The organism is Mycobacterium sp. SVM_VP21 (genome assembly GCA_024758765.1).
Classification (GTDB): domain Bacteria; phylum Actinomycetota; class Actinomycetes; order Mycobacteriales; family Mycobacteriaceae; genus Mycobacterium; species Mycobacterium heraklionense_C.
Map to the genome: position 1 here is coordinate 2,561,038 of CP101406.1, position 12,737 is coordinate 2,573,774.

Consider the following 12,737-nt stretch of genomic DNA (forward strand, 5'->3'; position numbering starts at 1 on the left):
ACTTACGCGACCGGCTCGTAGGTCAGTTCCTGCGACCAGGTCGGGGTGTTCTGCACCAGCGACGGCGGGATGACGCCGGTGATCTTCACCAGCGAGTCGGCCAGCCAGTGGTACTTGGAGCTGCGGTCGATCACCTTCTTGCCGTGCCAGGAGATGAACTGATACATCGGCACCCGACGGGCGAAAGCGCTTCGCTCGCCGACGTTCTGGAAACGCCGCATAGCCTGGTACAGGCGTTCTTCGTTGACGCCCATCGCCACGATGTTGTCGCGCATCTTGTTCAGCAGCGGGAAGTAGCTCAGCGTTCCGATCAACAGCGCCGGGTTCATCCAGCTGCCGACGAACTCGACCGCCAACTTGCGCAGGTTGGCGTGGCCCAGAATGTCCATCACCTCGAAGTCGACCGCCAGGTGGCGCGACTCGTCGGAGTTGATCCGCTTGAACACCTCTTGGGCCACCGGGTCTTTGACCTCGTCGGTGATGAACTTGATCAGGGCGCCGTCCAGGGCCACTTCCAGCATCGGGATCACGGTGCCCAGAATCGACAGCGACATGCCATCGGAGAACTTGTCCAGCCAGGTGATCACCAGCTGGACGTTGACGCTCGGAGGCGGAATCTCGTCGTCGTCGAGCATCCCCCACCGGCGCATCAGGGCGAGCTCGGCGTTCGCGTGCTTCTGCTCCTCGGCGTGGAAGTGCTCGTAGATGCTCTTCAACGTCGGGGTCGGGGCCTTCTTCGCGAGCGCGGCGAAACCGCGGGCGCCGACGTTCTCGATCCACATCAGGTCGGTCATGAACGGCTTGAGCTTGGCCCACAGTTCGGGCTCGATCAGCTCGGCTCCCGGTGCGTCCCAGTCGATATCGACCAAGGCCCACTGCTTGTCCTTGATCTTCTGCAGCATGTCGTCCAGGTCCATCGCCATGATCGGCTGTATTCCTTTCGCGAGACGGGTCAGTTCTTGGGAAGGACGCGGCCGAGCAGGCCGGCGCCACGGGCGTACAGCGCGGGGAAATGTCGCTTCAGGTGCCAGATGACGGTGGCGTCGATCTGCGGCACCACATACAGCCGGCCGCTGTCGTGCGCGTCCAGCGTGCGCGCCGCGACACTGTCGGCGGACAATCCGGTCCAGCGGGCCAGCTGCTGGCTCAGGCTCATCGAGCCCGGGGTGATCCGGCCGTCGGTGAAGACGTTGGTCTTGACAAAGGTCGGGCAGAGCACGGTGACGGCGATGTCGGTGCCGTCGAGTTCAGCGGCCAGGGTCTCGGACAGCGACATCACCCCGGCTTTCGACACGTTGTATGCCGCCATCGACGGGGCGGCGGCGAATCCGGCCGCTGAGGCCACGTTGATGATTCCGCCGCGACCAGCCTCGCGCAGCAGCGGGGTGAAGACCTCGCAGCCGTAGACCACGCCCCACAGGTTGATGCCAAGGGCCCAGTCCCAGTCCTCGAATCCGATGTCGCCCACGGGTTTTCCCCCGATACCGACACCGGCATTGTTGATGACCAGGGTCGGCGCACCGCCGAATATCTCCCGAGCCTGCTCAGCCAGCCGCTCGACGGCGGCACGGTCCGAGACATCGCACTGCACCGCATGCCCGGCGCCGGTGGACAGCTGCTCGATCAGCGCCACGGTCTCGGCTGCGCGTGCTTCGTCGATGTCTGCGCAGATGACCTCTCCGCCGCGACGGGCCAGCTCCAGGGCGAACGATCGCCCGATGCCACTGCCGGCGCCGGTGACCACTGCCTTGGCATTGGCCGTCCGTCGATCATTGCGGAACAGGGACAGCACCGTGTCGAGTCCGAACATCAGCGTGCCGCCCCGAGTTCGTCGGATCGCTGGTCGGCGTAGACACCGGCGATGAAGGCCGCCACGCGACGCAGCGCGGGTTTGGCCTCCGGGGCCAGCCGCGGCAGGGCTTGGAAGACATGGACCATTCCCGGCCACACCTCCAAGGTGCTCGCTCCGCCGTTCCGGCGGATCTCGGCGTCCAGATAACGCGAGTCGGCACTGAGGATCTCGAAGCCACCCACCTGGGTGAAGACCGGCGGTAGCCGATCCGCCCGAGCGAAGTCGAGCCGAAGACGCGGATGGTCAGGGGCTTGGCCCCTCACGTAGAGCTCCACCAGCCGACGAGCCGAGGCCGCCGACACCGCCGGGTCACGCCGCACCTTCTCCTGCTGCTCGGCCAGCTTCAGCGTGAGGTCGATCAACGGCGAGAACAGCACGACCCCGGCCGGCTGAAACGCCGGCTCGTCGGCATGCGCGAGCAACATGTCACAGGTCAGGTGGCCGCCGGCCGAGTCCGCACCGATCACGACCTCGAAGGCGGCGTACCCCTGGGCCAGCAACCACCGGTAGCCGGCTTCGACATCGTCGGCGGCCGCCGGGAACGGGTTCTCGGGAGCCAGGCGGTAGTCCACCGAGAACATCGGCAGTCCGGTTGCCTCCGAAAGCCTGGCGACCAGCTTGCGGTGGGTCCGCGTGGAGCACAGCACGTATCCGCTGCCGTGCACGTAGTAGCCCGCCCGCCGGCCGAACTCGACGCCGGGCCCGAGCACCCATTCGCCGCGCACCCCTGCCTCGCGAACCGGAATGACCCTGGTGCCAACCGGAGTCGACCCGAGCGTGCCCATGATGGTGGCGATCAGACCGCGTGCGAACGCGATACCCGGGCGGTTCATCGGAATCAGGTTGTTGAGAACGTGCAGCGTCCAGCGCGTGGACGTGCCAGCCACCACGGCACGCATCGATGCGCGGGTGGGTACTGGCGGCAAGGGCAAGCCATCAAGTTCCGTCACGGCACATACAACACCAGCGATCGTGCCATTTGTCAATGGCACGATGGATGATGTAGGCGTCGCCCGATCGGCGGATGTCACCGTTTTGGGACGGCCCCTAAGCGAGACCGTGTCGAGTTCTTGAGCGCCATTGCGGTCTTGACGAATCTCGGTGTGCGAACAGCATTGTCCCCGATACCGACAGCTCGGGCGCTATCCCGACTGCCGCTAAAGCCAACCGAAAAGTTGGCTAACCCAGTCGATGGACATGGTGTCGGTAGCGGCATCTTCTAGTCCGACAGGGGAAACAGCTCCGCTCGCGATCTGTGCGGCCAGCGAACTAAACTCGCTCAGCTCCTCCGGCGTCACGGCGGGAAGCACCTCGCCCGGGGAGACCTCGACAACGTGCAGCGACCCGTTCACGTCGTCGAACGTGTACCAGTGGTTGCTGATCATGTACTCAAACGGATGCAGGCTATCGCCGTATCCCGCATCAACCTGCAAGGTGTTCTGCGGCAGGAACTGCTCGTAAAACGACCTGAACCACAAGGAGTTGTAGGCACTGGGCAGCAGCGAGTCGTAGTCGGGATTGGAGTCGGAGCCGTAGTTGTACACGTCGGGCATCAGGTGAAACACCGTCTCCCCAGCCGGGGCGGTGGCACCCGGGGCGATGATGCTGACGCTGCCATCTGAACCAATGGTGTAGTTGGTGGCGTGGGTCATCTCGTAGGTGAACTCATTAGCGGTCAGCGAACCGTATCCATTATGGATGTAAGTCATCGCGTCCGAGGAATTGGTCTGAGCAGTCGCGTTTCCCGTCGTGGGAAAGTCACAGACCGCGTCATATATACCGCAGTACACATCGGCGTTGGGAGCGTTGATAGGGAAGATCTTGGCGACAAGCTGACCGCCGCTTCCGGTGGTGTACATGTGCGGGTACATCACTCGGTAGTTCAGACCCCCGTCGGGGGAATTTGTATACGTTCCTGGAGGGTAGGGGACGGTGAACAGACCGGCTGCGTTGCCGTGCTGGCCCATCGACGGCGGGGCAAGGGCGATCCAGTGGATGTCTTCATTGGACAAGATTGCCTGCGCCCCGGGAGCCAGGTTCTGGGTGAAGGCACCGATGCCCTGAGTGGGGATGGTGTTATTCGCAATGTCGTCGATGAGCAGCCCCATGGCGCCAGCGCTTTGGGAAATACCGAAGACGGTTATCGGGTCGGCGGGGTCGATCACGTTTGCGGGAGTGTTCCCTATCAGCCCGTTAGCCAGATAGATTTCGTCGTCGACGTAGGTACCCGAGTAGATACCCTCCGGCGTGAACAGGTCCAGTCCGGTGCTGTTGGAATAGGAGTTGGTGCCGGCTATCGGACTCACGGGCGCGTCGCTGAAATCGGTCCCGTAGACCCGATTAATCACATCGGCGATAAGGCTGAAGGTCGTGCTCGGCATCAGCTGTTCAAAAGTGCCGCCCATCTCCACCAACTGATCGGAGGAAGTCAAGGTCACCGTACGGTGTTGGACAGTCGACACCACGCCGAGGGTAGAAGCTGCCGCTAGTACTGCCATTCCAGATACAGCCGTGATTAGGGCGGGCTTTCCCACCATTCTGAAGGTGCTGCGCATGCGTCCTCCCGCAACTACCGGTCGGTATTATCGCGAAACGATACTTGTCACAGGCCATGCTTGGAAAGCACTAATTTTTGCCGTGGAGCAAAAAGTGCTGACTGCGACCTTCAAGAAAGGTCGGAGGTGAGCCAAGTCGGGTAAAACGCGCGCTATCGGCGGGCCCTAACGGGGCAGTCAGCCCGGGCGGTCAGGACACCGTGACCGGGCCCAACAGCTCGGGCACCTCGGCCTGATACGGCGGCAGACTCGGCGTTGCCGGCCTCAACTGAGGCGACGGTGCCGGCGGCGGCGTTGATCCCATGCTCCAGTTGCCGTCGTTACCGGCGGTGTAGGCCAGCCAGACCCGGTCGACGCCGGCCTGGGCTTTGGCCGCCTTGAGCAGTTCGTTCTGATATCCGGTGCGGGGTACGGCGAATGTGCCCTGCCCAATACACGCCAGGGCTCCACCGGCGAACTGGCCGGCGCCGGAGCTGATGTGCCAGCCGTCAGGGGCTTGGCAGGCGTAGCGCAAGAACTGGCCGCAGGCCTCGGCCTGGAAGCGGCCGTCGCCGTTATGCACGGCGCATTGTTGCGTGGGGCTGGACAGCGGTTGACCATAGGACCAGCTCCAGGCGAAGCCCGCCAGCTGGTCGGCTTGTGGGTCTACGAAGTTCGGGCCAGGCGCGTTGGCACCGCATTTCATCATCTCGTGGATCTGAGCGGAAGTCATCGGCTGGGCATTGCCGCCGCCGGCGAGCACGTCGACCAAAGTGTTGGAGTCGAAGAACCGCGTGTAGGAACTCTCGAACTGCGCCCTGCTGAAGTAGCAGTCGGGGTACTGCACGGCGACCGGCATCCCCTTCTCCTCCACGTTGCTGTCGTTGAAGCCCAGGGCGTCCCACGCCGCATTGTGACCACAACCGCTGTTGGTGTACATCAGCACCTGTTTGCCGCTCGCGAGGATCTGGGCCATGCTCACGTCCCGCGGAATCGGCTGGGTCTCGCACGACGAGCCGGGCTGCACCTGCGAGGGGCGGAACAACAGGTCACGCGCCGAGGTATTGCCCAGCGTGCTCTCGATGACCGCGGCCCCGGCCGGCAGCGACTTGGTGATGTCGTCGACCGGGTCATCGAGCCGGTTCTCGATGTAGAGGACGATCACCTGGTCAGGGTGGGCGTCCAACCAGCGCCGTATCTCCTGCAGGCCCGACGCGGCGGTCCGTTCGAAGGTGCAGCCGAGGTGGTTGTCGAAGCCGTGGCACAGGATCGGGGCGTAGCCGCCGGGGGCACCCAGGCTGGGGTACCAGTGCAGATCGAGCTCGATGAACCGCATGTCCAAGTCGAGTTGGTCGACCAACGAGTACAGCTGGTCGGGATCCATACCCGACAATGTCGGCGGGACATTGGCATTCGTGTAGTTGAACGAGTTGTGGGTGGCGGGTATCTGGGCCTCCCCCAGCGGCAGAGTCAGGTTCAGCCGGTACTGCTGGGCCAGCGCCTTGTGCACCGGCCCGGCCAAGTAGGTCTGCACAGAGCGATTGCCGATGGGACTGCCGTTGCGCAGGGCGCAATAGTCGATCGGGCCGTTGATCACCCGGCACTGGCTGGCTACCAACTGCGCCGCCGCATCAAGCGTCTTACAGGTCGACGCCAGCTGACCGGTGGCGATATCGAAGCAGGCGCTGATCAGTCCGTGCTTGTTGCCGCCGAACCAACTGCACGCCTCGACGGAACCGACCGTGCTGCAGGCATTCACCAGCGGATCGGTGACGCCGCCGATCGCCGTACACACCGGGGTGAACGCCGGACCCAAGTCGGTACAGGCGGTAGCCAACGACGGCGGCGCGGAAGCCTGCGACATCACCGTGACGCCGACAGTGGCCGGCGTCGAGAGCCCTCCACCGTCGGTCGTGGCGTAGCTGAAGGCGTCAGTGCCGACAAAGCCGTTGGCCGGGGTGTAGGTGAAAGTGGCGCCGGTGACGGTCGCCGTGCCGTGCGCGGGCGGGGTGACGATGGCGAACTGCGTGGCCGGGTTCGCCGGAACGGCAACCAGCCCCGCGCTGACCGGAGTGGCGGTGGTGGTCACGGCCGCCACGTTCTGCGGCTCAGCGCCCGCTGCCGACGCCAACCCGGGAAACCCCACCGCAGCCCCGGCGCCTCCGGCAAGTAGTGACAGCACCGCGATTACCGCGGTCCAGCGCAACCTGCGGGTGGTATCCCCGGTCGTGGCGGTCCACCCGAAGTGGCGCCGAGAACGCTCAACTGTCGCCCCATCGACCACAGGCCAAACTCCTCACACGGTTACGACCCCCGGAACACTCAGGCAACTTCCGTAACAATGGGCAACAAAAATCACACTGGTAACACGACACGATCACAGATCGAGCTCAATGAATTCTTCGGATTAACTTGGCTTACGCTCACGCCGGCGACGCGCCTTTCGATGCGGCGCGCCCGCCGCCGGCTCAGAAGTCCGGCAGTAGAGCGCTCGGCTCGCCCGAGTCCCCCAGGTCGACGTCGCCGACGTCCGGTGCCAGCGAACCATCGATCGGCGAGTACGAAGCACCGATCGACTCGGCGACAGCGCGCGGCAGATAGTTCACCAGGGCATCGACGAAACCCGTTTGGTTCACATCCTCGAACGGCGCCAGCAGTCCGGCCAGGCCCGGAGCCTCACTGTTGAGATAGGCGTTGAGGAGATCGGCCGGTGCGCCGATCAGCCCAAACAGTGCGCCGGTGATATCGCCTGCCGACAGGTCGTCGACGAAGTTGCGGGCGAGCGTCTCGAATTCGGCGGCAACGGCCTGCAGGGAGCTGAGCGCGGCAAGGCCGACCGGCACCTGTACTGCGTGCAAGGTGGCCATCGCCGCATTTACGACGTTCCCGACGATGTCGATGGGGATCGCCACCAGGCGATCCACCAGCCCCAAGACCGGAAAGGCGCTGATCACGATGATGATCGCCTGCCCCAACGCCGCCGTGATCTCGCTCGCCGAAATGGCGCTGAACAGGGTGTCGAGCTGGTCGGGCAGGTTGATCAGCCCGTCCACGAACGACTGGGCGGTGGCCCCGAATGCCTCGAACGTCCGCTGCGCGTAGTCAAACCCGTTGGTGGCCAGCTGGACCACTGTGGGCAGCGGGTCCTCCAGCCAGTGCGCGCCGATCACGCCCAGATTGTTAAAGGTGTTGGTGATCAGGTCCACATACGGATCGAAGGGACTGGCCGTCAGCTCGACGGCGCGCGCGACGACGTCAAGGGGCGGCGCCACCGACGGCGTCGCGATCAGGGTGCCCGTGGCCAGTGCTGCGATGCCAACGGTGATCCGGGGGTGACTGACTGATCCCACAACACTCATTTCATGACTGGAGCCACTACGGTAACTCTGGGCACGCTGGTCAACCGCGTGAATGGACGATTTTCGGGTAACGCCGGTTGCGAGCCGGGCCACCCCCATCCGACGCCCGGGGACGCCGGAGATATGGCGAGCGCCGGCACGGGGCCGATCGCCGCTGGAGGCATGGCAGGGCGCGGGCCCGTAGCGGCCGACCACTCCTGGTTGAGTCATCAGAAGCGGACCTAAGTCTTCTTATTCCCGCCCGCCGACTCCGTTAGCACATCAACGGGCCGGGCGTGGCGGTTTCATTCAAGGAATCTTTCAAATCCAAAGACGGTTATTGACGCCTCTTGCAATACTTCTGCCAGTTGCCAACTGAAGGCGCGGCGTACGGTGCGACATCTGCTGGGGGCATGTCGGACGACGTAATGGCTTGCCGTGCAATCAGCTTGGCGACATCGTCAGTGACTGTTGCGATCTAGGGGTATCGATGAAGCAAATCATCTTCGGCGCAATGCTGTTTGGCGCCGCACTGGGTTTGGCCGGCGCAGCCAACGCCGCCAACGACAACCAGTACGAATTCCTTTACGGCTCAACAGACGCGTTGGTCCTGGGCCCGACCGGAATCCCTACACCGAGTGCCAATTACATCAGCAACGGCGTCGATCTGTACCTCGGTCCGCTGGGGTACAGCGGCACCGTCGCGTCGACGTTGCCGCTGACCATGCCCAACAGCTTGGACTTCTTGAACAGCGTCCCACAGGGGCAAGCCATCCTCGTCAACGCGATCCTCGCCGACTACAACGCCGGCGAGATGGGCTGTGACGCCTCCGGCGTCTGCACCGACCCGCTGACCATTTTCACCTACTCGCAGAGCAGTCTCATCGCCTCCTACGCCCAACAGCAACTCACCGAAGCCGGCGTCCCCAGCGACGCTTTACGTTTCGTGATGCTCGGCGCCAACCCCGAAGCCGTCCCCACCAGCCTGTACCCCACCGAAGTATTCAACATCCAAGGCGACGTCTACACGAACCCCATAGTCCAAAGTTGGATAGACCTGCTGTTCGGGGGAACGAGTTGGCAGGACTTGCTGTACGGGTTGGCTCTGCATAGCGCCTACTTCGGGTTGACGGCAGACCAAATCGACTCGGCCACATCGGTTGTCGATGGGATGACCACGTTCAACGAGATTCCAACGCTCGACTTCGGCGACCTGGGGCAAGCGCTGTGGAATGCACTCTTTGCGGTGTGATGCCTAGGTGAGGAGTTGGGCCGGGCAGCACTCGGCTCAACTCCGCCTGGGGGGCGTCAACATCGCGCCACGGGATACCAAGACCGTTGTAGGGCGGGCGGGGCTCGAACCCGCGACCAATGGATTATGAGTCCACGGCTCTAACCAACTGAGCTACCGCCCCTGATACGCATGTGCGCGGGAACCATCGTGCCATGCCGCGTCAGCGGCGTCTCCATGCGCCGTCGCCGCGATCCTCCACGTCCGGGAACCGCCGAACCCGTCCGCAACATCACGCACCAACGGCGTGCCTACTCATCGTTATATTGCAATGCTTGCATATTTCAGGTATCGTCGCTGCCATGAACACGACAGAGCACCAGACCCACTCGCACACCGAACACACCCACGGCCCCGGCTGCGGCCACGAGGCAGTGCAGCACGGCGACCACGTGGACTACCTACACGATGGTCATCGTCACGCCGCTCACGGTGACCACTACGACGAGCACTGATCACTCACCAACCAGCAAGCGGCGTAGGCGTGTCCGCAACCTCGGCAATGGACAGTACGCAATCGATGAGGAAGGCTCCGCAATAGCGGGGCCTTCCTCATCAGCGCGCGGGGAAGGCTGGCTAGTTGCCACTGTCCGACTCCTGGGGCGGATCGGGCAGCTCCATACCGGCCAAGCGGACCGGGTCGGCGATCGAGACGATACCCACCAACCGACCATCTCGGACCGTGCACGCCATCAAGGCCAGCGGCCGGCCCGTCGGGCCCCAGCCCAAGATTCCGGGCTCGCCGTTGACCAGGACACGACGCGCCGTGATCCGCGCCCCCTGGCCTCGACGGACCGCCTCCAGGACCGCACTGGCTCCGGTCGTGACGGTCACCCCACGCACTGTGTGTTGACGCCAAGTGACGTCGGGGTCGAGTACCCCCAGGAGAGCCTCGAAGTCCCCGCCTTGCGCGGCGGCCAGAAAGGCGTCGACGACCTCGCGCTGCGCCCGCCGATCCCCCGCCGGGGTGGGTGCGTCCTGGACTTTGCGGCGTGCCCGGCTGGCCGCCATCTTGGCGGCATCAGTCGATTTGCCGATGATTGGCCCGATCTCGGCGAAGGACACCGCGAACATGTCGTGCAGGACGAACGCGAGTCGTTCGTCGGGGCGCAGCGAGCCCAGCACCACCAGCAGCGCCAGCCCGATTGAATCCGCTAGCACCGCAGCGTCTTCGGGGGTGTCGCGGTCATCGGTCACGACGAGGTCGGGCAGGTTCTGATCGATCGAGACTTCGGGCTGAGCGGCACGGGAACGCAGGGTGTCGATGCAGATCCGGCTGATCACCGTCGTCAACCAGCCCGGCAGGTTGTCGATCACGTCGACGTCCTGGCGAGACAGCCGCAGCCAGGCCTCCTGGACCGCATCTTCGGCGTCCGAACCCGAGCCCAGCACGCGATACGCCAACGCCAGCAGGCGGTGACGCTGCTCCTCGAAGGCCTGTGCCAGCTGCGTCTCGGTGGTCATCGGTTACCTCTCGTGGTGTCGGTCCGTCATAGGTAATGACGAACCCCACCCGACCGAGGTAACCACGAACACAAAGGAGCACGCCATGAACACCACCCTGTGGATCATCGCCGGCGCCGCCGCGGCCGCATACGCCATCGGCGGCGCCACCCTGCTACTGCTGCCCCGGGCGAAGTACCGCACGTTGGGCACCAACCAGCACTGGGTCGACGATTTCGGCGACGGCCACCTCACGGCCATTGGCATCATCAAGCTGCTCGGCGCAGCCGGGCTGATCCTGCCGGCGGCTGTCGGAGTGGCACCACTGCTGGTGCCGTTCGCCGCCACCGGTCTGATGCTGTTCATGGCCGGTGCCGCCACCACCCGATTCCGCCGCAGCGAGTGGGCCTATATGGCCGGCGACGTCGTCTTTATCGCGATGTTCGCGTTCCTGGCCTGGGGCCGATTCGCGCTGCACCCGTTCACCTGAACTCGCGGCGTCATCGAACCACCGAACCCGCAGTTCACCATAGGTTTTGTCGGGCAAGTGATCGAGCATTACCAAGCTAGGCTTACTATCCCAAGATGACCGCGGAAACCTTCGTCACCCATGCGCCCGGCGACGTCCGAATCATCGCCGACCGCCACGGTGACCCCGACGCACGCGCCGTGGTGTTCCTGCACGGCGGCGGGCAGACCCGCCGGTCCTGGGGCCGGGCCGCCGCGGCGGTTGCCGAGCGCGGCTGGCAGGCGGTCACCGTCGACCTGCGCGGCCACGGCGAGTCGGATTGGGCAAGCGAAGGCGACTACCGGTTGGTCAGCTTCGCCGCCGACGTCCACGAGGTGCTGCGCACCCTGCCTCCGGACCCGGTGCTGGTCGGCGCCTCCCTGGGCGGGTGCACCGCGATGCTGCTCGGCGGCGAACTGGCGCCGGGGGCTGCCAGCGCAGTGGTGCTGGTCGACATCGTGCCCAACATGGATGCCTCCGGCGCGCAGCGCGTTCAGGCGTTCATGGCCGAGAACATGGAGTCCGGCTTCGACTCCCTCGATGAGGTCGCCGACGCGATCGCCGCCTACAACCCGCACCGGCCCCGCCCCGCCGACCTCAACGGGCTCACCGCCAACCTGCGTCGGCGCGGCGAGCGCTGGTATTGGCACTGGGACCCGCAGTTCATCAGCGGTCCCGAGCACCAGGGACCAATGGAGATCCACGACGTCGAGCGGCTCAACACCGCGGTGCAGACCATCCTCGACGACGGTGTACCGATGCTGCTGGTACGCGGCCAGCTCAGCGACTTGGTCAGCGCGGCCAACGCCGAGGAGTTCTTGGCCCGGTTCCCGCAGGTGGAGTTCGTCGATGTTGCCGGGGCCGGTCACATGGTCGCCGGGGACCGCAACGACATTTTCGCCGACGCCATCTTGGGCTTTTTAGCGCGGCACTCCGCCTAGCTCAGCCGAACACGGTCTGGCCGTCGGCACCCAGCAGGTAGCGTTCGGTGCCGTCGGCCACCCGGGGGGCATCGGCGGCCAGTGCCACCGCAATCTTGTTGCCGGCGTTGCGCATCACGTCCAACGTCAGCTCGACGGCCTGCTCGTCGGTGAAGTGCCGGCGTACCCCGGCGGCTACGTCGGCGTCGATGTGGGTCGGCGTCCAGATCAGCGCGTCGACGTAGCGCAACGCGGCCTTCTGCGCGTCGCTGAGCAACGCGGACTCCTCAAAACGTTCGATGTCGTCGTAGAGCGATTCGGAGCCTCCGGCGTCCAGCGCAGTCGTCTCGCGCAGTGACTTGCACAGCCGGCAGTTGTGCTGGGCCGCGCCGCGTAGCCGGACCACCTCCGAGGTCACCGCATCCAGGGACCGTAGCCGGGCCACGGCGGGCATGAACCCGTTGAACAGCGCGTCAGCCAGCTGACCCGCGGTATCCCCGCCCCTCGCAGCTGACGGCAGCGCCACCCCGAGGGCATCGAGGCCGGCCCGCACCCGCGGCGCGAAGTCGGCGATGAACATCTGCACGACCGCACCGAACGTCTGCTCCCCCAACGCCTCTCGCAGCCGGTCCCGCTGAGCATCGGTGATCATCGAGACGTCGACACGGAACTGCTCGGCGAAGTCGGCCACCGCGGGATCGGAGTCGGCCGCCGGCTCGCCCGACAGTGTCTCCAACCGGTTCAGCTCAGCGAGAACGTCCATCCCACCGAGTTTATGCGGCGGTTCCAGCTTCGCCTCTCCTTCGTCGAGGCCCGCTAAACCACCGAGTTTATGCGGCGGTTCCAGCTTC

General features: G+C 64.9%; 12 protein-coding genes and 1 tRNA gene. 4 read left to right on the forward strand and 9 right to left on the reverse strand.

The genetic code is table 11. The annotated features are described in order from the left end of the window. Nucleotides 1-2 precede the first annotated feature (2 nt). The 6 genes from NM962_11730 to NM962_11755 form a co-directional block, all read right to left on the reverse strand. A complete protein-coding gene (locus NM962_11730) occupies nucleotides 3-923 on the reverse strand; it encodes a ferritin-like domain-containing protein (GenBank protein ID UVO10721.1) in 921 nt (306 codons plus the stop codon). 29 nt (nucleotides 924-952) lie between these two features. Beyond that, nucleotides 953-1,810: an SDR family NAD(P)-dependent oxidoreductase gene (locus tag NM962_11735; protein ID UVO10722.1), complete on the reverse strand. Its 858-nt coding sequence runs from the start codon at nucleotides 1,808-1,810 to the stop codon at nucleotides 953-955. Then, nucleotides 1,810-2,802 (reverse strand): alpha/beta hydrolase, encoded by a 993-nt coding sequence (locus NM962_11740; GenBank protein ID UVO10723.1) that lies wholly within the window; start codon nucleotides 2,800-2,802, stop codon nucleotides 1,810-1,812. The genes NM962_11735 and NM962_11740 overlap by 1 nt, the downstream gene beginning before the upstream one ends. A 207-nt stretch (nucleotides 2,803-3,009) precedes the next feature. Beyond that, nucleotides 3,010-4,314: a hypothetical protein gene (locus NM962_11745; GenBank protein ID UVO10724.1), complete on the reverse strand. Its 1,305-nt coding sequence runs from the start codon at nucleotides 4,312-4,314 to the stop codon at nucleotides 3,010-3,012. 283 nt (nucleotides 4,315-4,597) lie between these two features. Then, nucleotides 4,598-6,568 (reverse strand): Ig-like domain-containing protein, encoded by a 1,971-nt coding sequence (locus tag NM962_11750; protein UVO10725.1) that lies wholly within the window; start codon nucleotides 6,566-6,568, stop codon nucleotides 4,598-4,600. A 286-nt stretch (nucleotides 6,569-6,854) separates the two neighbouring features. Further along, nucleotides 6,855-7,745, reverse strand: a complete 891-nt coding sequence (locus NM962_11755) for a hypothetical protein (GenBank protein UVO10726.1) — start codon at nucleotides 7,743-7,745, stop codon at nucleotides 6,855-6,857. A gap of 469 nt (nucleotides 7,746-8,214) precedes the next feature. On the opposite strand from NM962_11755, the gene NM962_11760 reads away from it, so the two are divergent. After that, nucleotides 8,215-8,976 (forward strand): PE-PPE domain-containing protein, encoded by a 762-nt coding sequence (locus NM962_11760; GenBank protein ID UVO10727.1) that lies wholly within the window; start codon nucleotides 8,215-8,217, stop codon nucleotides 8,974-8,976. An 89-nt stretch (nucleotides 8,977-9,065) separates the two neighbouring features. Here the strand turns inward: NM962_11760 and NM962_11765 are convergent. Then, nucleotides 9,066-9,139: transfer RNA gene (locus NM962_11765), tRNA-Ile, on the reverse strand. A 178-nt stretch (nucleotides 9,140-9,317) separates the two neighbouring features. Here NM962_11765 and NM962_11770 point away from each other — a divergent pair. Beyond that, entirely contained in the window at nucleotides 9,318-9,470 is a 153-nt protein-coding gene (locus NM962_11770; protein ID UVO10728.1) for a zinc transporter permease, read from the forward strand. Nucleotides 9,471-9,591: 121 nt separating this feature from the next. Here NM962_11770 and NM962_11775 read toward each other — a convergent pair whose 3' ends face one another. Next, nucleotides 9,592-10,479, reverse strand: a complete 888-nt coding sequence (locus NM962_11775) for a sigma-70 family RNA polymerase sigma factor (GenBank protein UVO10729.1) — start codon at nucleotides 10,477-10,479, stop codon at nucleotides 9,592-9,594. Between the two features lie 85 nt (nucleotides 10,480-10,564). Between NM962_11775 and NM962_11780 the strand changes: the two genes are divergently transcribed. Next, complete coding sequence (locus tag NM962_11780; GenBank protein ID UVO10730.1) at nucleotides 10,565-10,948, forward strand: DoxX family protein; 384 nt, start codon at nucleotides 10,565-10,567, stop codon at nucleotides 10,946-10,948. 95 nt (nucleotides 10,949-11,043) lie between these two features. After that, nucleotides 11,044-11,907 carry an alpha/beta hydrolase gene (locus NM962_11785; protein UVO10731.1) on the forward strand — a complete coding sequence of 288 codons (864 nt, stop codon included), beginning with the start codon at nucleotides 11,044-11,046 and terminating at the stop codon, nucleotides 11,905-11,907. Nucleotide 11,908: 1 nt separating this feature from the next. On the opposite strand, the gene NM962_11790 is transcribed toward NM962_11785, so the two are convergent. Next, nucleotides 11,909-12,649 (reverse strand): carboxymuconolactone decarboxylase family protein, encoded by a 741-nt coding sequence (locus tag NM962_11790; protein UVO10732.1) that lies wholly within the window; start codon nucleotides 12,647-12,649, stop codon nucleotides 11,909-11,911. Between the last annotated feature and the right edge of the window lie 88 nt (nucleotides 12,650-12,737).

Coding starts and splice junctions, on each gene's coding strand:
- NM962_11730 (UVO10721.1), bottom strand. CDS start 923: ATGGCGATGGACCTGGACGACATGCTGCAGAAGATCAAGGACAAGCAG.
- NM962_11735 (UVO10722.1), bottom strand. CDS start 1,810: ATGTTCGGACTCGACACGGTGCTGTCCCTGTTCCGCAATGATCGACGG.
- NM962_11755 (UVO10726.1), bottom strand. CDS start 7,745: ATGAGTGTTGTGGGATCAGTCAGTCACCCCCGGATCACCGTTGGCATC.
- NM962_11760 (UVO10727.1), top strand. CDS start 8,215: ATGAAGCAAATCATCTTCGGCGCAATGCTGTTTGGCGCCGCACTGGGT.
- NM962_11770 (UVO10728.1), top strand. CDS start 9,318: ATGAACACGACAGAGCACCAGACCCACTCGCACACCGAACACACCCAC.
- NM962_11775 (UVO10729.1), bottom strand. CDS start 10,479: ATGACCACCGAGACGCAGCTGGCACAGGCCTTCGAGGAGCAGCGTCAC.
- NM962_11780 (UVO10730.1), top strand. CDS start 10,565: ATGAACACCACCCTGTGGATCATCGCCGGCGCCGCCGCGGCCGCATAC.
- NM962_11785 (UVO10731.1), top strand. CDS start 11,044: ATGACCGCGGAAACCTTCGTCACCCATGCGCCCGGCGACGTCCGAATC.
- NM962_11790 (UVO10732.1), bottom strand. CDS start 12,649: ATGGACGTTCTCGCTGAGCTGAACCGGTTGGAGACACTGTCGGGCGAG.